This window comes from Paenibacillus sp. J22R67 (assembly GCF_059692175.1).
Genome location: NZ_JCAUAX010000012.1, coordinates 18708 through 35662 on the forward strand (window position 1 = coordinate 18708; position 16955 = coordinate 35662).

Below are 16955 nucleotides of genomic sequence, written 5' to 3' on the forward strand. Positions count from 1 at the left end.
AATTGATGATAATTTGGGGAGGTTGTACAATAATGGTTATGAAAAAGAAAGCAATAAGTGTAGTAGCATCCACCCTTCTAGTTTCCTCTGTGCTCGCTGCATGTGGAAGCAAAGACAGCGCACCGGCGAACAGCGCGGGAGAAGCAGCATCCGCCAAGCCAACAGAGATCAGCATTATGACAATGTATTACACACCGGAGCCTCCGGGGCCGGACAACGTTATCGTCAAAGAAATCGAAAAGAAAACGAACACAAAGCTCAAAATTACTTGGGTTTCACCAAACAACTATGGCGATAAAATCAACGTAACACTAGCTTCAGGTGATATTCCTGATCTGATCCTGCTCGATGATCCGTTCAGTGCTCAAGTACGCGGCATGGTCGCTCAAGGTGCCTTCTGGGAATTGACACCGATGCTGAAGGACTATCCGAACTTGATGGAATATCCGAAGGAATCATGGGAAAATACCAAGCAAGCAGACGGTAAAACGTACGGTATTCCACGTGCCCGTCCTACGGATGGCGGAGGTTTCCCTTACCTGCGTAAGGATTGGCTAGATACGTTACATTTAGAGATTCCGAAAACAACGGACGAACTATATACCGTACTGAAAGCTTTTGTTGAGAAAGATCCAGATGGCAATGGGAAAAATGACACCATCGGCTATGTTGGCTTCGTCGACCAAAATGGGATGTCTTATATGAATCAGCTGCAGAACAGCTTCACGAAAGTCAATGGCGATTGGAAGCTTGTCGACGGCAAATTGGTCAACGTAAACGTACTGCCTGAAATGAAGGATGCGCTTACTTGGATGAACCGTGCGTACCAGGAGAAATTAATTCCTGAGGACATCGCGGTACTCAAGAATACACAAGCCAAGGACTTGCTGAAAGCAAACCGCGGTGGCGGCTTCCAGGATACAGCCGAAGCAGCATGGGAACCAACGGAAGAATTGCGTAAAACGAACCCGAAAGCTGACTTTATCCCACTAGTTTCGTTAAATGGCTATTCGAACAAAGACAGCGGATACTTCGGTATGTACGCTATACCGAAATCTGTGCCAGAAGCGAAAGTGAAACAATTGCTGAAATTCATGGATTACGGCGCTACGCAAGAAGGCTATGATCTAGCAAGCTTTGGTCAGAAGGATGTCCACTATACAGAGAAAGACGGCATCAAGACACCAACAGAGCAAGCAAAGAAAGATATTGTAGCCCAACAAGCGCTAGGTCAAATTTTCTTGAAATATGATAAGTACCTGCGTGCTTACCGTACTGGTATGCCGAATGATTACCTGGAACGCAACAGAAAAATCATTGATGAAAAAGTAAAAATCAGCGTTGGTGACCCTTCGCTAGGTCTAAATTCCGATACAAACCAAAAGGTAGGTACGGAACTTAGGAAGAAAATTCAAGACATGAAGACCAAAGTCATTATGGGGAAAGAATCACTCAGCGCATGGGATAGCTATGTAGCTAAGTTGAAGACAGATCCGGATATGGTGAAAATCACGGAAGAAATGAATGCTGCTTATCAGAAACGCAATAGCGCGAAATAAATAAATACCGCCCCCCCGACGCCAAAAAAATTGCGGCAGTCGCGGGGGATTTCGGCATTTGATGAAAGAGGGACAGATGATGTGGAGTCGATGGAGGCAGAGTTGGTATTTGTGGGCACAACGTTCCGGCAGGGGGAATTTTTATCGCAGAAGCTTGATCTTGGTGTTGTGCATTACCAGCTTGCCTACAGCCATCATCGGGTACACTTCGTATATTACGGGACGTGCGCATATCGAGAAAGAGATTATGCGCAACCATGATACCCTGCTGAAGAAAACGATGGATCGTATGAATGATAATCTGGCTCAGCTCGAACTTGCTGCTACACAGTGGTCTCTGGACAGCAGGATGGATGCCAGAATTGCAGATATGAATCTAAAAGATGAATACAACACAACGCAAAATCTATATCGTTTCCTTGGGCTCATGAAGGGAGCGTACCCTTTAATTGATCAGGCGCAGCTATATTTGGACCGGCAAGATCCTGTGATTATTTCGGATAGCGAGGGTATTGTTCCGATTGCTACTCAGGAGGAGCGGGATATTTTCCACACATTAATGAAGCAAGCGCGAGGAGTTTTCTGGTGGGAGTCTCTGCCTAAGGGCAATGGGAAGCCAGACTCAACCTCCATAGCTCTTATCGAGAAGCTGCCTAGCGTAGGCGAGCCGTATGGAGCGCTTATTTTATATTTAAATCGTGAGAAGCTGGTAGAGATGGTTGAAGAAATGGCCACAGATCCCAATGGTGCCGCGTTTCTTATGAGCAAGGATGGACATATTATCATCTCCCCAGGTAATGGGAATGAGGAACATGCTGAGTTAGAAGCTGCCGTTAGGGAAAGTGTCATGGGGCGGTCGGAAGAGATAGGCTCTTACATTCTAGACCGTAAAGGCCAGTCCTATTCTGTTGCGTTCGGCCAGTTCTCCCGTTCAGGCACACTGTGGAAATTCGTTACGGCAACCTCTTTATCGCAATTGACGGCCCCCGTGGAGTTCATGTCTAGAAGCATGCTCAGTATTGGGGGAATAGGGCTTCTCTTAGCTGTGCTGCTTTCGTGGGTGGCTTCCAAGCGAATTTATCAACCGATTGTTCGGCTGGTGAATGTGATTAAGGATTATAAGCCTACACAGGAGAGCCAAGGGGATGACCTTGCCTTTATTGAGCAGGAGTGGAGGCATTTAAGTCAGGAGAGCAGGGTGCTCGAATCCAAGCTGGATAAGGCTTATCCTGCCTTAAGGTCCGCGTTCCTTTTGCAATTGGTACAAGGACATTTTTACTCTCTAAGCGAGGCTGAGCTGAGAGGGCGGATGGAGAGCTTCGACTGGCAGACGGAGTCCCAGTGGTTCGTTCTGCTGCTGGTGCAGATCAGCGGTTTTGCTAGGGAAGATGGCCGATTCCTAGAAAATGAGGAACAACTGGCGACCTTCGCAGCAGCTAATATTGCGCAAGAGATTGTGAAGACGCAGAGCCAAAACGCGGAGATTATGAACTTTCAGGATATGACCGTAGGTATTCTGCTCTCCTACTCCATGGATCGGACGAAACAACAGGCCAAAGACGAGCTGTATCTGTTAGCAGATGATTTGGGACAAACCATTAGCTCCCTTCTTAAAATGCAGACCACTGTTTGCATGGGGCGTTTAACAGCTAACGTGCAGGATCTGCCGCAGCTTTTAGTATTTCTGCGCAGCTCCATCCGCTATCGTGATTTGAAAGCAGACCATCAAGTGCTTGACTTGGAAGAGATGCTGCCGAGCACCAACGACGATGTGCATTATCCGTTTGCTTTGGAGAAAGAGCTGATGCAAGCCATTCGTATGGGACAAAGCGAGCAGTCGCTGAGCCTAATCGAAAGCTTCATTCATGAGCTCGTGCGCCAGTCGAGCAAGGAAAAGATCCTCCAGGAAGGGGCTATGCAGGTACTGGGCAGTATGCTGCACACGATGCTGGAGTCAGGCTTTAATCCGCATCATTTCTTCGAGGGCTACAACCTGTACGAACAGTTGAATCAGCTTCGGGAACCTGAGCAGATGGTGCGCTTTTTCCAGACGAAGGTCATATCTCCTTATATTGAAGGGCTGAATGAATACCAGGATATCCATATGAAGCGGCTGGTGGAGCGCGTCACGGAGCGGATTCAGGAGCGTTTCATGAGCAGCGATATATCCTTGGAGGAATGCGCGGACGCCTTCAATACGACAACCTATGCGCTAAGCAAAGCATTCAAGCAAATTAACGGCGTGAATTTCATCGACTATTTGATCACCCTGCGTATGGATAAGGCCAAGAAACTGCTCGTTAGCACAGACCTCAAGGTCAACGAGATTGCGGAGCAGATTGGGTATCAGCCGTCGTATTTTATACGTCTTTTTCGAAAATATGAGAATATGACGCCGGGGCAATATCGGGATCGGATGAGATAAATGGAGCCTACCGCTTTTGATGCGGTGGGCTCTTTTTAAATGAGGCTTTACCAGATGTGTGGGGAAGGAACCCCATATAGCGACTTCTTTGCTGCGCTGCGTAGGGATCTGCTTCACACCGAGGCGCAGGTTATGTAGCACTTTGTACAACACAGAAGCGGCTTTTACCTAGCAAAAGTCTTCTTCATTGCATGAAGTACACTCATTTTGCCTGTATGTTGTAAATACCGCTCCTCCCTCTCCAAAACGTTGCACAAAGTACAACGAAACTGGGCATTTAGGCCGGACCTCCGTCATTTTGTTGCACAAAGTACAACATAGCGTATGCTTTTTCCTGAGTACTACTGCTTAGTGCTCCTTCCTGCCAATTTGGGGATAACCCTCCCTCTTTTTCGTTGTTAATAACGTTCGAAAAAGTCTGTACTTATGCTCCTGTTAGTATCGCTGATTGACTTGGCGGCTTTACATTTTATTAACATGTGGATAGGTAGAAAAGAGCGATTTTTAGCAGGAATTTTCTAGAAATATTTGAATTATTATAAGTGACAATCGACAAGCTAAATTGGGCTGGGGAGAAAATTTTGATGAAAAAAAAGAAAGTAATTGTGTCTATGTTAGCATTTTGCTGTTTGGCTGGTGTCGTCCATGCAGCAAGCCTTCATGGTGACTACAAGGGGGCTCCGATTGTGAAGGTTTTATTCGGGGGGAAAGAACTTCAAGCCGAGGATGTGCCTGCTACTATACAAGATGGCAGAACCGTTGTGCCGTTGTACCTATTGAGACAAACAGGGGCAACAGTGACATGGGATGCTGAGAAGTACACGGTTGATCTTGCATTCCCTCGAGTAAGGGAAGATAACGCAATGAAAGATTTTGCAGCTACCATTCCGTCCTTAAATGAGAAAGCCAAAGAAAATCAGGCTAAAAATATCCAGCTCATCTATAACGAATATGGCGTCTACTTGAAAGCGGATTTAGAAATGTCAGGTGATTCCAATAAAAATAACGAACATCTCCTTGCACTGTCTGGTCTTTTGGTAAATTCACCAGTGGATTCAATGATTGTTAGCCTTATTCATAATAGTTCGATTACAGGCTTTATTACGGTCAAGCGATCAAATGCTGAGGAGTTCAGTAAGAGCAGTAAGGACAAACTTGCAGAATATGACTTTATTAAGAATTGGAGCCATCAGCACGTAGATAATACAACCGATTTGTCTGTTCCCAATAAGCCTCAATCAACTTCTACGCCGCAGCCTGTGTCAAATTCGCAGGTTTCAGGTCCTGTATGTCGGGAGATCACGGCTCTTTACACAGGGCAGATCCAGAGTGCTGTAGATCAATACAATGCAAATCTTAGCCAGTATTCTGGCGGTATTGTTGGCTATGTAGATAAATTAAAACAAAGTATGAAAACAGCTTTAAAAGATAACAATTGTCCGGAAAATTAAAAATAAAAGCCAGCCAACGGTATATACCGTTAACTGGCGTTTTGTTTGATACGCGCCCGAGATGATTCGAACATCCGGCCTACAGTTTAGGAAACTGTTGCTCTATCCTGCTGAGCTACGGGCGCATGGCAAAGATTATGATAGCACGAAGCCTTATGTGGCGCAACCTTTGAGTGGCAAGATTTAGCGTGTAATTGAATTTCGCTGATTACATCGTGCGACGGGGAACTACAGAGCGCTATTTGAGCCAAAAACGCAGATCCCTGGATCAGACGGAACTACAGGGTCCTATTCAGCCGAGATAGCTAACATTACGGCTAAAAACGCTGAAATTGCGGACCACAGTTCCTCTTCCTCGCTGAAATGATCAATATCCAGAGAATAGCGGCCTATAGTTCCCGCCCGTTCGCACAAGGGGATGTCACCGCTTACGAAATTTGTTCGCACAACCGTTTACTCCTTGCCGCGCAGCTTGCGGAAAAACTGTGTCAGCATAGTCGCGCACTCTTCTTGCAGCACGCCGCTGACCACATCGACCCGGTGATTGAACCGGTCCTCCTGCAGCAAGTTCATCAACGTTCCCGCGCAGCCAGCCTTGGGATCGGTTGTGCCGTAGATCACCTGCGGAACGCGCGCTTGGACAATCGCGCCCGCACACATCGGGCAAGGCTCTAACGTGACGTAGAGCCTGCAGTCAAGCAGTCGCCACGCTTGCAAATGCTCGCTAGCTTGCTTAATAGCAATCATTTCAGCATGGGCAAGTGGATCCAGTGTAGTTTCACGAAGATTATAGCCGCGGCCAATAATTTGCCCTTGATGGACAACAACGGCACCAATCGGCACTTCGCGAATGGCTTCGGCTTTACGTGCTTCTTCTATAGCTGCTTTCATCCAAGGAATATGCTCCATATATTCATCCACAGGGGGACACCTCACTAAAAATAATCTTATCCACATGTGAACAAAGGATCGAACAAATATTCGTTGTTAACAACCTGTGGATAACAATGTGTATAACTTAAAAAGTTGTGGATATTTATTTCTTTTTTCATTCATACAACAAATACATGATGTATGCAAGAGAATTAGTTGATAATGGGGAAATCCAACCGTATAATGAGAGGTAATGTAGGTCTTTTAGACCATATAGCACGATATTGTACGACAAAGCATGACATTCATGCAGGGTTCGATAATGGCAAACTTGCCGAAAGGTAAGGACGCAAAGCCGAGGGTCTACGGTTCCTATGGAACTACGACAGCCTGGTTACCGAAAATCGATGCTTTTTAGGTTGAGGTAATAGGCTGTCCCAGACAAAAGGGGCAGTCTATTTTTTATATGGAAATCGAGGGAGGGTTGATCAACAAATGGTCAGCAAAGAAAAGTCAGCGAAATACGGCAGCAAGGAAGGCTACGACGCTGATGTGATGATTGACAGCAAAGCTATGCTGAGCAAGGATGATTTCGTAGCCACTGGCGTATTGACCTACGCACTCGGTGACATTATTGAAGTGGAGCTGCCGGAATATGACGTTTTTGCGCTGGGAGATAAGTGTAAAATGACGGTATACACGAAATCCGGGCTGTTTGTTATGGATACGACAGTTGTGGCCAAAGATCGGGGCTCATTAATTGTCCTGAATCCTCCTGAAAACCGTAGGAAGTTTACGGAAAAGCGGGAGTTCCCCCGCGTAGATGTGAAGAATGAAGGGCTTATTTTCGGGCTTCAAGATAAAAACAAGAAACTTAAACATCAGTTTGAAACACCGATGCGGTTTTCTATCAAAAATCTATCCGTTAATGGCCTGGGATTCACAATTAATGAAAATGTGATGCTAGAAAAAGTTATTCAGAAGAATTCCCAACTTGAAGTTGAGTTGATTTTGGGCTTTTTGGTGCCATGTACAATGGAAATTGTTCGGCAAGAAAAAACGAATGACGGCTATTATTACGGGGCAAGTTTTATCAGCATCCCAGACGAGAAAACGAACGCGCTGCGCGGATTTATTTTAAAAAATCAGATTGAAACCTACTTCGTCCAGAAGCAGGAAAATGAAACAAAAAAAGCACTGGAAAAAAAGTCTGCAGCTAATCAGTAGCCTACAGGCTTTTTTTTGCGTTCCAAGTACTATATAATAAGAAGGATGATTTTCGAAAATTAAGGAGTTGTAACTACGATGGCTTTGAAAGCAGGTATCGTCGGTCTACCGAACGTAGGAAAATCGACATTGTTTAATGCAATTACACAGGCGGGGGCAGAATCTGCAAACTATCCGTTCTGTACGATAGATCCGAATGTTGGGGTAGTTGAAGTACCGGACGAGAGATTGCAGAAGCTGGTAGAGATGATTGTCCCTAAAAGCATTGTTCCGACAGCCTTTGAATTCGTTGATATTGCGGGTTTGGTGAAGGGCGCGAGCAAGGGTGAAGGGCTTGGAAATAAATTTTTGGCACACATTCGTGAAGTGGATGCTATTGTGCATGTTGTCCGTTGTTTTGAGGATGATAATATTACTCACGTTTCCGGTAAAGTAGACCCGATTGGCGATATCGAGACGATTAATCTTGAACTGATCTTGGCTGACATTGAGTCTGTTGAGAAAAAGATCGAGCGCTCCCGCAAAAACCTGAAAGGCGGCGACAAGAAAGTTGTAGCCGAGGTTGAGTGTCTGGAACGCATCAAGGAAGCACTTTATAACGATCTGCCGGCGCGTAGCATCGATTTGAGCGATGATGAGAAGCTGCTCGTCCGCGACCTTCACTTGCTGACAATGAAGCCTGTTCTTTATGCAGCCAACGTGAGCGAAGACGAAGTATCCACAGCAGATGAGAATCCATTCGTCAAAATCGTTAAGGAGTACGCGGAGAAAGAAAACAACGAAGTTGTTTCGATCAGCGCAAAGGTGGAATCCGAGATTGCTGAGCTCGAAGAAGAAGAAAAAGCGATGTTCCTCGAAGAGTTGGGACTTCAAGAGTCCGGCTTGAATAGATTGATTAAAGCAGCTTATCGCAAGCTTGGCTTGTATACGTATTTTACAGCTGGGGTGCAGGAAGTTAGAGCTTGGACGATCCGTAAAGGAACGAAAGCTCCTCAAGCGGCTGGCGTAATTCATACCGATTTCGAGCGTGGATTTATTCGTGCCGAGGTTGTATCTTATACGGATTTGGTAACGGCTGGCTCCATGAATGGCGCGAAGGAAAAAGGGCAAGTGCGTCTGGAAGGTAAAGAGTACGTGGTGAATGACGGCGACGTTATGCACTTCAGATTTAATGTTTAATAAATAAAAAATAAAGAAAGGAGTGATCCTTTATGTTGGATCGACTTCAGTCCGTTGTGGACCGCTATGATAAATTAAGTGAGCTACTGTGTGACCCGGATGTGACGAGTGACACAAAGAAGCTTAGAGAGTATTCGAAGGAACAATCTGATCTTCAGGAAGCCTACGATGCTTATAATGAATATAAGAGCGTGAGCGAGCAATTGGCAGACGCGAAAGCGATGCAGAATGAAAAGCTGGACGATGAAATGCGTGAAATGGTGAAAATGGAGATCGATGAGCTTAGCGAGCAAGCGGCTAGTCTGGAAGAACAACTCAGAATGCTCATGATGCCAAAAGATCCGAATGACGACAAGAACGTCATCGTTGAAATTCGTGGAGCGGCAGGCGGCGATGAAGCTGCGTTATTCGCAGGCGATCTTTACCGTATGTATACCCGCTATGCGGACGGGCAAGGATGGAAAACGGAAATTCTTGATGCTTCCGTGAACGATTTGGGCGGATTCAAAGAGATTATTTTCATGATCACAGGAAAAGGCGCATTTAGTAAGCTGAAGTTTGAGAGCGGAGCGCACCGTGTACAGCGTATTCCAGTAACTGAATCAGGCGGACGTATTCATACCTCTACTTCGACAGTTGTTGTGATGCCTGAAGCGGAAGAAGTTGAGATCATTATTAATGACTCGGATATCCGTGTAGATACATTCTGTTCGAGCGGAGCGGGCGGTCAGTCCGTTAATACAACGAAATCAGCGGTTCGTGTGACGCACGTGCCTACGGGGATTGTTGCAACATGTCAGGACGGCAAATCGCAAAACTCTAATAAGGAGCAAGCGCTTCGCGTACTGCGTGCACGGATTTCCGATAAGATACGTGAGGAAGAGGAAGCGAAGTACTCAGGCGAGCGTAAAAGCAAAGTCGGTACAGGTGACCGTTCGGAGCGAATTCGCACGTATAACTTCCCTCAAAGTCGGATTACGGATCACCGGATTGGTTTGACGCTTCACCGACTGGATACAGTGCTTAACGGTGACATGGGAGAAATCGTGTCGGCGCTAACGATTGCCGCGCAGTCGGATGCTTTGGATAATGGGGAGCAGGCAATGTGATGCCGACTGCCTCGAAGACAATTAGAGAAGCCTATGTAGAGGCTTCTTCTTTTTTAGGGAAGCTGGGCGTAGCTGAGGCTGCTTCTTGTGTGGAACTTTTGCTGCAGCACCTACTCGGCTGCAGTCGGACGGAGCTGCTGTTCCGCTTCCAGGAACAGTTTCCTGCCCAGCTGGAGGGCTCTTGGCGCCAGCTAGTGGAGAGGAAGGCCGCGGGTGAGCCGGTACAGTATGTTATCGGCGAGCAAGATTTCTATGGCCTTACGTTCGCGGTTAGCCCGGCGGTGCTGATTCCGCGGCCGGAGACGGAGCTGCTCGTGGAAGCTTTGCTCCACGAGGGCTCGCGTCTGTTCCCGCAAGGCGCTCCGCTGCTTGCGGATGTTGGCACCGGGAGTGGCATCATCCCGGTGACCGTGGCTCACGCGCGCCCTGACTGGCGCGTGGCTGCCAGCGACATCTCCGCGGCAGCGCTGGAGATGGCTCGCTCGAACGCGCAGCGCCACGGCGTGGCTGCACGGGTGGAGTGGCTCGAGGGTGACCTCCTCGAGCCTTATATCGAGCGCCGGATCGCTCCAGATATACTGGTGTCTAACCCACCGTATATTCCTGATGGCGAGCTCCCGGCGCTGATGCCCGAGGTGCGGCTGTTCGAGCCGCACACGGCTTTATTCGGCGGTGCCCTTGGACTCGACCTGTACCGCCGGATGGTTGGGCAGCTGCCGCTCTTGCCGCGAATCCCGACTGTGGTCGGGTTCGAGGTTGGCATCGGGCAGGCGGAGGCTGTGGCGGCGATGCTGCGCGCCGCCGCTGATTGGGAGGAGATCCGGTTCGTGCCGGATCTCCAGGGGATTGATCGCCACGTGATCGCGATCCGGGCGCGGGAGCACTAGGGCTACTGGCTCCTTCTGATCCCCCGTAGCCGGATCGCTCCACGGAAGTGCCTAGGTTTAACGATGTTTTTCATCGTTAAAGCCACCGTCCGAACGCAAAAAGCAGCTGTAACGCTGTTTTTCACTCTTACAGGAGTGATTCCTGGTTGTTCCAAGGGAATCATGTAGGTTTAACGATGTTTTTCATCGTTAAAGTCTCCTGCCGAATCGTCGAAATGGCAATAACGTTATTTTTCATCCTTACGGCTGGCCTGGGTTGCCTGAGATCATTACAACTCTATCAATTCTACCAAAATTAAATAGATTGCTAGGTTTAGCCTCTCCACTTTTTGCCTATACTGGCTAGTAGAAGCGAAGGGAAAGGGGCTTTTCCTCATGGTAAAAAGAACGGATCGTCATTCATTCAAGCACTTATTATTCGTGGCTTTTGCACTTATTGTTATGATAACTAGTTGGGAATCCAATCGTACGAATGCGGCGGTTATTTCGCCTACTATACCGGAAGAATCGATTCGCTTGCGTATTCTAGCAAACTCTGATTCGGCACAGGATCAAGCTCTGAAACGTGAAATTCGCGATGCGATTATTGTGCGTATGCAGGACTGGGTAGTTGGACCGCACTCTTTGGATGAAGCAAGAGCGGTGGTATTGGCTCATTTGCCGGAGTTCGATGCGCTTGTCGGGCAAATGATTGAGTCCCGTGGGTATCGTTATACGCATACGGTTGAACTTGGCAAAGTGCCTTTCCCAACGAAAATGTACGGTAACGAAGTTTATCCTGCAGGTGATTATGAGGCGCTTCGCGTCACGATTGGCAGCGGGGAAGGTCAGAATTGGTGGTGTGTGCTATTTCCACCGCTTTGCTTTGTAGATTCTGTTTCAGGAGAAGCGGTGGCAGCTGCCGCTGTTGTAGCCAAAACAGAAACTTCACCTGCACCAACAGCAAAAACAAAAGACAGTAAAGTAGCTCAACCAACGGTTAAACAAGCCAAAGAGTTGAAAGTAAGCGCCGAAGAGCAAGTGAAGCCTGCTATTGCTGATGCTACTACTGATGCTGCTGCAGACTCACAGCCCAAAGTGAAATTTTTCATCTGGGAAATGACTAAAAAAATCGTTTCATGGTTTAGCTAATATTTTGATTTAGTTAATACGTTGTTTAGTTAATACCTACAATTCATTTTGGAAGTAAGGATGATAGATCGTGACAAAATACTGGAAAGTTGACCTGGATAGGGTCAGTGACAGCGGTGGAGAAATATTGGATGCCGCAGCGCTTCTGCGGAGCGGGGACACCGTAGCTTTCCCAACGGAAACAGTATATGGCCTTGGTGCTGATGCTACAAATACCTCTGCGGTAGAACGTATTTTCTCAGCGAAAGGACGGCCATCGGATAATCCACTGATCGTTCACATCGCGGATGCTGGGCAGCTCTCAGATCTTATTGAGCCTGGCAGTGTCACGCTTGATCATTATAGGCTTATGGAGACTTTCTGGCCTGGCCCTCTTACTATTGTGCTGCCTGTGAAAACAGGTAGCATTTCGTCGTTGGTGACTGCCGGTCTTACGACCGTAGGCGTTCGTATACCTGATCATCCTGTGGCCCTAGAGCTTCTTCGCAAAGCAGAACTTCCTATTGCAGCGCCAAGCGCCAACAGCTCAGGCCGACCGAGTCCAACGCTGGCTTCACATGTTCGAGAAGATCTTGATGGTCGAATCGGAGGCATTGTGGATGGCGGCGGGACGGGCGTTGGTGTTGAATCGACGGTGATTCAGTTTGTAGATGGCAGGCTGTATATTTTACGTCCAGGCGGGGTTACGGCAGAGCAGCTGCAGTCCACGCTGCCAGCTATTCGCATTCATGAGGCTGAACGGGAAGATGTGCAAGTTTCAGAAACACCCCGTGCTCCGGGAATGAAGTATACGCATTATGCGCCGAAGGGATACATGCATATCGTATATGGAGACGATGCAGCTGCGGTGGCTGCTTGGATTCAGCGCGACATTCAAGCCGCTACAGAACGCGGGGAATCGACGGGTATCCTTACTTTTGAGGAGAGAGCCTCTCAGTTTGAAGCTGATTTGGTCATACCCTGTGGCTCGTTAGCTGAACCAGAAACGATTGCTCAGGAGCTGTACGCCGCATTAAGGCAATTTGACCAGCAAGGGATTCAGTATATTGTCGCAGAAGGCTGCCCAGAAACAGGGATTGGTCAGGCAATTATGAATCGTCTGCGCAAGGCAGCCGGTCACCGGCTTGTACGTGTTTAGCTAGCATGATTCCCAGTTTGTCCGCATATCTTGGTTAAGAAAGCGGACAAGGGGGACAGCACTTATGCTCGTAAATGGCGTTGAATTTGGACAAATAATCACCATATTCATCATGGCGTTAGCCTTGGGTTTGGATGCTTTTTCCTTGGGAATCGGTATCGGCATGAAGGGGATTCGCTTGGTGGATATTTTTAAAATAAGCATGGTGATTGGACTTTTTCATATCATAATGCCATTAATGGGCATTTTCATGGGGCAATATGTCTCGCTTCTCCTTGGTAATGTGGCTGCTGCAGCTGGCGGATGTTTGCTCATTCTTTTGGGTTCCCATATGGTGTATAGTTCAATTAGAGGAGAGGAAGCAACTTCTCTTGATCATAGGTCCTTATGGGGGCTGACGATTTTTGCGCTTAGTGTCAGTATAGATTCGTTCTCGGTAGGTGTATCCCTAGGGATGTTTGCGACGGATATCCTGTTAACCGTGCTTATATTTGGTTTGTTCGGCGCGTTGCTCTCCGTAGCTGGATTATTGGTTGGCAGACGGGTGAACGGCTGGGTTGGCGAGTATGGCGAAGCGTTTGGCGGGCTTATTCTGCTCGCGTTTGGGATCAAGTTTTTGCTATGATACAATAGAGGCGGGGCAGGCTCTGCCTATGTTTCTTAGAAAGTTTCAGCTTATGCTTACGAAGAAAACTTTCCTACGGAAAGTTCTTAGGAGGATCTCATGTTGCGAATTCTATTTGTCTGTACAGGAAATACGTGCCGCAGTCCATTAGCCGAAGGTTTGCTGCGTATCAGGGTGCACCAAGAAGGACTTGCGGCGGAAGTTCGTTCAGCTGGCGTATCCGCGATGACGGGCACTCCGATCTCCCGAAATAGTGCAGCGCTGCTACAAGAAGCAGGGTTCAAAGAGTCTATTCGTTCATTAGCCATTCAGGAGTCTGAGGTGAAGTGGGCAGATCTCATTTTGACCATGACGATGGGGCATAAACGTACGGTTATCCAGCGCTTCCCGGGTGCGATTGATAAGATTTTTACACTCAAAGAATATGTAGAGGACGATCATCGAATCCTTCAGGCAATTGAGGAAAGGGAGAAGCTGGTGACGGAAGTTCAGCTTAAGCAAGCTCTTTCACAAGCGATAACAGTCGAAGAGAGAAATCGGATTTATCTGCTTGAAGATTCAATTCCGGATTACGATATTTCTGACCCTTACGGCGGCCCATTGGAGGTTTACCGGCAGACGGCGAATGAAATTAGCGGGAGTTTAGATAAATTGGTTAAAAAACTTCGTGAGCGAAAAGATGACCCGCAGTCTGGGAAATGATTTGCGTAAGACATCTTTACACCTCGCGTATAATGCGATAAGATGGATCTATCAAGCAAGACTCAATGTAACTGGCGACGAGTGGGAGTAACCACAATGGAGCATTGAGCTATACGGCCGGTCGCCTGGGCAAAAGAGCAACGCGCTATTTCTAGCGTGTCCGCTCTTTTTTTCGTTTTCTGGTGGACTTTGGGATATAATAGAATGGTCGAATTCGAACAAGCAAAGGAGCGTTCTATTCATGAAAATTGCCTTAGGTGCGGATCATGCAGGCTACCGTTTGAAAGATGTTATCATTCCTTTTATTGAATCATTAGGCCATCAGGTCATAGATTATGGGTGCAGCTCTGCAGATTCCGTTGATTATCCGGATTATGCGATGAAGGTTTGTGACGATGTGGTCTCAGGCGAAGCTGACAAGGGAATTCTGATCTGCGGAACAGGTATCGGGATGTCGATCGCCGCGAATAAGGTTCCAGGTATCCGTTGCGCGCTGGTCCACGATCTATTTTCTGCTAAAGCTACACGGGAGCACAATGATACGAATGTACTTGCTTTAGGCGAGCGTGTCATCGGACCGGGTGTTGCCGAGGAAATCGTGAAAATTTGGCTGGAAACAGAGTTTTCGCAAGGTGTTCGTCACCAGAACCGTATTAACAAGTTGCAAAGCATTGAAGATCGCTTCGCGATTCATCCATAAGGGTGGCCACCATGACAAATTCCATACTTCACACGATCGCAGAGGATTTGGAAGCAAATCTTCGTGAGTTGGTTAAGGTGGGCAATCTAAGGCCAGGACAAATTCTGGTCATTGGTACGAGCACGAGTGAAATACTCGGTCATCGGATTGGGACATCGGGTACGCTGGAAGCAGCTCGGCCGATTTTTGAAACAGCGCAGCGCATATGCCGTGAGTTCGGTTTGCATCTGGCTTTTCAATGCTGCGAGCATTTGAACCGCGCACTTGTCATTGAGGAAGATCTATTCGCGATCTCCCCTCAGCTTGAGCCTGTGTCGGTCATTCCGGTGCCAAAAGCCGGCGGTTCAATGGCCTCATATGCGTATCGTCACTTCGCGAAGCCTGTTGTCGTTGAGACCATTCAGGCACACGCTGGGATCGATATTGGCAGCACGCTGATCGGGATGCATTTGCGTAGGGTTGCTGTGCCTGCACGGCCGCCCGTGCGGAATATGGGTCATGCTTATGTGACTATGGCGTTTACACGACCTAAGCTGATTGGCGGCACAAGAGCTGTCTACACACCAGAGGCTGCCGAGCAGCTTTATCAGCAAGCCGCGCCAGATGCGGATTGCTAGGTTAACTTATAGATATAAACTATCCTTTAGGAGGAATTCCATATGACAAACTTTCTAAGTAAACAAGATCCAAAAATCGTAGAAGCAATGAATCTAGAGCTTGGTCGTCAACGCGACAAAATTGAGCTTATCGCATCTGAAAACATCGTAAGCGAAGCAGTGCTTGAAGCGATGGGTACAGTGCTGACAAACAAATACGCTGAAGGTTACCCAGGCAAAAGATACTACGGCGGCTGCGAATACGTAGACATCGTAGAAGATATCGCTCGCGACCGCGCGAAGGAGCTTTTCGGAGCTGAACATGCGAACGTTCAACCGCACTCTGGTGCGCAAGCGAACATGGCTGTTTACTTGGCAGCTCTAAACCCTGGTGACACGGTTCTGGGTATGAACCTGGCACATGGTGGTCACTTAACACACGGCAGCCCTGTTAATGCTTCCGGTATTCTATACAACTTCGTTGCTTACGGCGTTAGTGAGAAGGATTTCCGCATCGACTATGACGATGTTCGTAAAGCAGCATTCAAACATAAACCTCGCATGCTTGTTGCTGGTGCAAGTGCATACCCGCGCACGATCGATTTCGAAGCACTAGCTTCCATCGCTAACGATGTAGGCGCATTGTTCTTCGTGGATATGGCGCATATTGCTGGACTAGTTGCAGCTGGTTTGCACCCTAACCCAGTGCCGCATGCACATTTCGTTACAACGACAACGCACAAAACGCTTCGCGGTCCTCGCGGCGGTATGATTCTTACGCGCAAAGCTTGGGCGGCTGCGATTGACAAAGCTGTATTCCCTGGTTCCCAAGGTGGTCCTTTGATGCACACAATTGCGGCAAAAGCCGTTTCCTTCGGTGAAGCTCTCCAACCGGAATTCAAAACTTACGGCCAAAACGTCATCAACAACGCGCAAGCATTGGCGACTGCACTGACAGCTGAAGGCATTAACCTTGTATCCGGCGGTACGGATAACCACTTGATGCTGATTGATCTGCGTAACCTGAACATTACAGGTAAAGACGCTGAGCACGTGCTTGATGAAATCGGTATTACGGCGAACAAAAATGCGATTCCTTTTGACCCAACTAGCCCGTTCATCACTAGCGGTATCCGTTTAGGTACACCGGCTGTTACTTCCCGCGGTATGAATGAAGAAGCTATGCAAACCATCGCGAAAGTAATTGCACTTACATTGAAAAGCCCGAAAGACGAAGCTGTGCTTGAGAAAGCTCGCGGCATGGTGAAAGATTTGACAGCTCAATATCCGCTCTACCAAGGCTTAACTTATTAATCAAAATATAAAGGGCTGTATCTGCAGGTCATCAACGAC

16 protein-coding genes, 1 tRNA gene and 2 riboswitches are annotated in these 16955 nt (G+C 47.7%); of the genes, 14 read left to right on the forward strand and 3 right to left on the reverse strand.

Features of this window, described 5'->3' with window-relative positions; translation table 11 throughout:
- Positions 1–32 precede the first annotated feature (32 nt).
- From AC58VC_RS31400 to AC58VC_RS31410, 3 genes are all read left to right on the forward strand, one after another.
- Entirely contained in the window at positions 33–1559 is a 1527-nt protein-coding gene (locus AC58VC_RS31400; protein ID WP_497374767.1) for an extracellular solute-binding protein, read from the forward strand.
- 79 nt (positions 1560–1638) lie between these two features.
- The gene (locus tag AC58VC_RS31405; RefSeq protein WP_497374769.1) at positions 1639–3984 is read left to right on the forward strand and encodes a helix-turn-helix domain-containing protein; all 2346 of its coding nucleotides are present in this window, start codon (positions 1639–1641) and stop codon (positions 3982–3984) included.
- A gap of 584 nt (positions 3985–4568) precedes the next feature.
- Positions 4569–5435, forward strand: a complete 867-nt coding sequence (locus tag AC58VC_RS31410) for a stalk domain-containing protein (protein WP_497374771.1) — start codon at positions 4569–4571, stop codon at positions 5433–5435.
- Between the two features lie 51 nt (positions 5436–5486).
- Here AC58VC_RS31410 and AC58VC_RS31415 read toward each other — a convergent pair.
- The 3 genes from AC58VC_RS31415 to tadA all read right to left on the reverse strand — a co-directional run bounded on the left by AC58VC_RS31415 (position 5487) and on the right by tadA (position 6344).
- Positions 5487–5560 (reverse strand) — tRNA-Arg (locus AC58VC_RS31415).
- Between the two features lie 163 nt (positions 5561–5723).
- Positions 5724–5882, reverse strand: coding sequence for a hypothetical protein (locus tag AC58VC_RS31420; protein WP_497374773.1), 159 nt, complete (start codon positions 5880–5882; stop codon positions 5724–5726).
- Between the two features lie 6 nt (positions 5883–5888).
- Positions 5889–6344 (reverse strand): tRNA adenosine(34) deaminase TadA, encoded by a 456-nt coding sequence (gene tadA / locus AC58VC_RS31425; protein ID WP_497375002.1) that lies wholly within the window; start codon positions 6342–6344, stop codon positions 5889–5891.
- 278 nt (positions 6345–6622) lie between these two features.
- Positions 6623–6710, forward strand: a riboswitch (cyclic di-GMP riboswitch).
- Positions 6711–6803: 93 nt separating this feature from the next.
- Here tadA and AC58VC_RS31430 point away from each other — a divergent pair.
- The 11 genes from AC58VC_RS31430 to glyA all read left to right on the forward strand — a co-directional run bounded on the left by AC58VC_RS31430 (position 6804) and on the right by glyA (position 16916).
- A complete protein-coding gene (locus tag AC58VC_RS31430) occupies positions 6804–7535 on the forward strand; it encodes a PilZ domain-containing protein (RefSeq protein ID WP_497374775.1) in 732 nt (243 codons plus the stop codon).
- Between the two features lie 78 nt (positions 7536–7613).
- Positions 7614–8714 (forward strand): redox-regulated ATPase YchF, encoded by a 1101-nt coding sequence (gene ychF, locus AC58VC_RS31435; RefSeq protein ID WP_477497984.1) that lies wholly within the window; start codon positions 7614–7616, stop codon positions 8712–8714.
- 32 nt (positions 8715–8746) lie between these two features.
- Positions 8747–9823 (forward strand): peptide chain release factor 1, encoded by a 1077-nt coding sequence (gene prfA / locus AC58VC_RS31440; RefSeq protein WP_497374777.1) that lies wholly within the window; start codon positions 8747–8749, stop codon positions 9821–9823.
- Positions 9823–10710 carry a peptide chain release factor N(5)-glutamine methyltransferase gene (prmC, locus tag AC58VC_RS31445; RefSeq protein ID WP_497374779.1) on the forward strand — a complete coding sequence of 296 codons (888 nt, stop codon included), beginning with the start codon at positions 9823–9825 and terminating at the stop codon, positions 10708–10710. Before prfA ends, prmC begins: the two co-directional genes overlap by 1 nt.
- A 375-nt stretch (positions 10711–11085) precedes the next feature.
- Entirely contained in the window at positions 11086–11841 is a 756-nt protein-coding gene (gene spoIIR, locus AC58VC_RS31450; protein WP_497374781.1) for a stage II sporulation protein R, read from the forward strand.
- 70 nt (positions 11842–11911) lie between these two features.
- Positions 11912–12979 carry an L-threonylcarbamoyladenylate synthase gene (locus AC58VC_RS31455; protein ID WP_497374783.1) on the forward strand — a complete coding sequence of 356 codons (1068 nt, stop codon included), beginning with the start codon at positions 11912–11914 and terminating at the stop codon, positions 12977–12979.
- A 64-nt stretch (positions 12980–13043) separates the two neighbouring features.
- Entirely contained in the window at positions 13044–13604 is a 561-nt protein-coding gene (locus AC58VC_RS31460; RefSeq protein ID WP_497374785.1) for a manganese efflux pump MntP, read from the forward strand.
- Positions 13605–13703: 99 nt separating this feature from the next.
- Positions 13704–14306, forward strand: a complete 603-nt coding sequence (locus AC58VC_RS31465; RefSeq protein ID WP_497374787.1) for a low molecular weight protein arginine phosphatase — start codon at positions 13704–13706, stop codon at positions 14304–14306.
- Between the two features lie 57 nt (positions 14307–14363).
- Positions 14364–14444: riboswitch (ZMP/ZTP riboswitch) on the forward strand.
- A 103-nt stretch (positions 14445–14547) separates the two neighbouring features.
- Entirely contained in the window at positions 14548–15006 is a 459-nt protein-coding gene (gene rpiB, locus AC58VC_RS31470; protein WP_497374789.1) for a ribose 5-phosphate isomerase B, read from the forward strand.
- An 11-nt stretch (positions 15007–15017) separates the two neighbouring features.
- The gene (locus AC58VC_RS31475) at positions 15018–15623 is read left to right on the forward strand and encodes a TIGR01440 family protein (protein ID WP_497374791.1); all 606 of its coding nucleotides are present in this window, start codon (positions 15018–15020) and stop codon (positions 15621–15623) included.
- A gap of 42 nt (positions 15624–15665) precedes the next feature.
- A complete protein-coding gene (gene glyA / locus AC58VC_RS31480) occupies positions 15666–16916 on the forward strand; it encodes a serine hydroxymethyltransferase (protein WP_497374793.1) in 1251 nt (416 codons plus the stop codon).
- The last annotated feature ends 39 nt before the right edge of the window (positions 16917–16955 follow it).

What these genes read in the sequence shown, in the direction of transcription:
- AC58VC_RS31400 (WP_497374767.1), top strand. Translation starts at nt 33, where the DNA reads ATGGTTATGAAAAAGAAAGCAATAAGTGTAGTAGCATCCACCCTTCTA.
- AC58VC_RS31405 (WP_497374769.1), top strand. Translation starts at nt 1,639, where the DNA reads ATGTGGAGTCGATGGAGGCAGAGTTGGTATTTGTGGGCACAACGTTCC.
- AC58VC_RS31410 (WP_497374771.1), top strand. Translation starts at nt 4,569, where the DNA reads ATGAAAAAAAAGAAAGTAATTGTGTCTATGTTAGCATTTTGCTGTTTG.
- tadA (WP_497375002.1), bottom strand. Translation starts at nt 6,344, where the DNA reads ATGGAGCATATTCCTTGGATGAAAGCAGCTATAGAAGAAGCACGTAAA.
- AC58VC_RS31430 (WP_497374775.1), top strand. Translation starts at nt 6,804, where the DNA reads ATGGTCAGCAAAGAAAAGTCAGCGAAATACGGCAGCAAGGAAGGCTAC.
- ychF (WP_477497984.1), top strand. Translation starts at nt 7,614, where the DNA reads ATGGCTTTGAAAGCAGGTATCGTCGGTCTACCGAACGTAGGAAAATCG.
- prfA (WP_497374777.1), top strand. Translation starts at nt 8,747, where the DNA reads ATGTTGGATCGACTTCAGTCCGTTGTGGACCGCTATGATAAATTAAGT.
- prmC (WP_497374779.1), top strand. Translation starts at nt 9,823, where the DNA reads ATGCCGACTGCCTCGAAGACAATTAGAGAAGCCTATGTAGAGGCTTCT.
- spoIIR (WP_497374781.1), top strand. Translation starts at nt 11,086, where the DNA reads ATGGTAAAAAGAACGGATCGTCATTCATTCAAGCACTTATTATTCGTG.
- AC58VC_RS31460 (WP_497374785.1), top strand. Translation starts at nt 13,044, where the DNA reads ATGCTCGTAAATGGCGTTGAATTTGGACAAATAATCACCATATTCATC.
- AC58VC_RS31465 (WP_497374787.1), top strand. Translation starts at nt 13,704, where the DNA reads ATGTTGCGAATTCTATTTGTCTGTACAGGAAATACGTGCCGCAGTCCA.
- rpiB (WP_497374789.1), top strand. Translation starts at nt 14,548, where the DNA reads ATGAAAATTGCCTTAGGTGCGGATCATGCAGGCTACCGTTTGAAAGAT.
- AC58VC_RS31475 (WP_497374791.1), top strand. Translation starts at nt 15,018, where the DNA reads ATGACAAATTCCATACTTCACACGATCGCAGAGGATTTGGAAGCAAAT.
- glyA (WP_497374793.1), top strand. Translation starts at nt 15,666, where the DNA reads ATGACAAACTTTCTAAGTAAACAAGATCCAAAAATCGTAGAAGCAATG.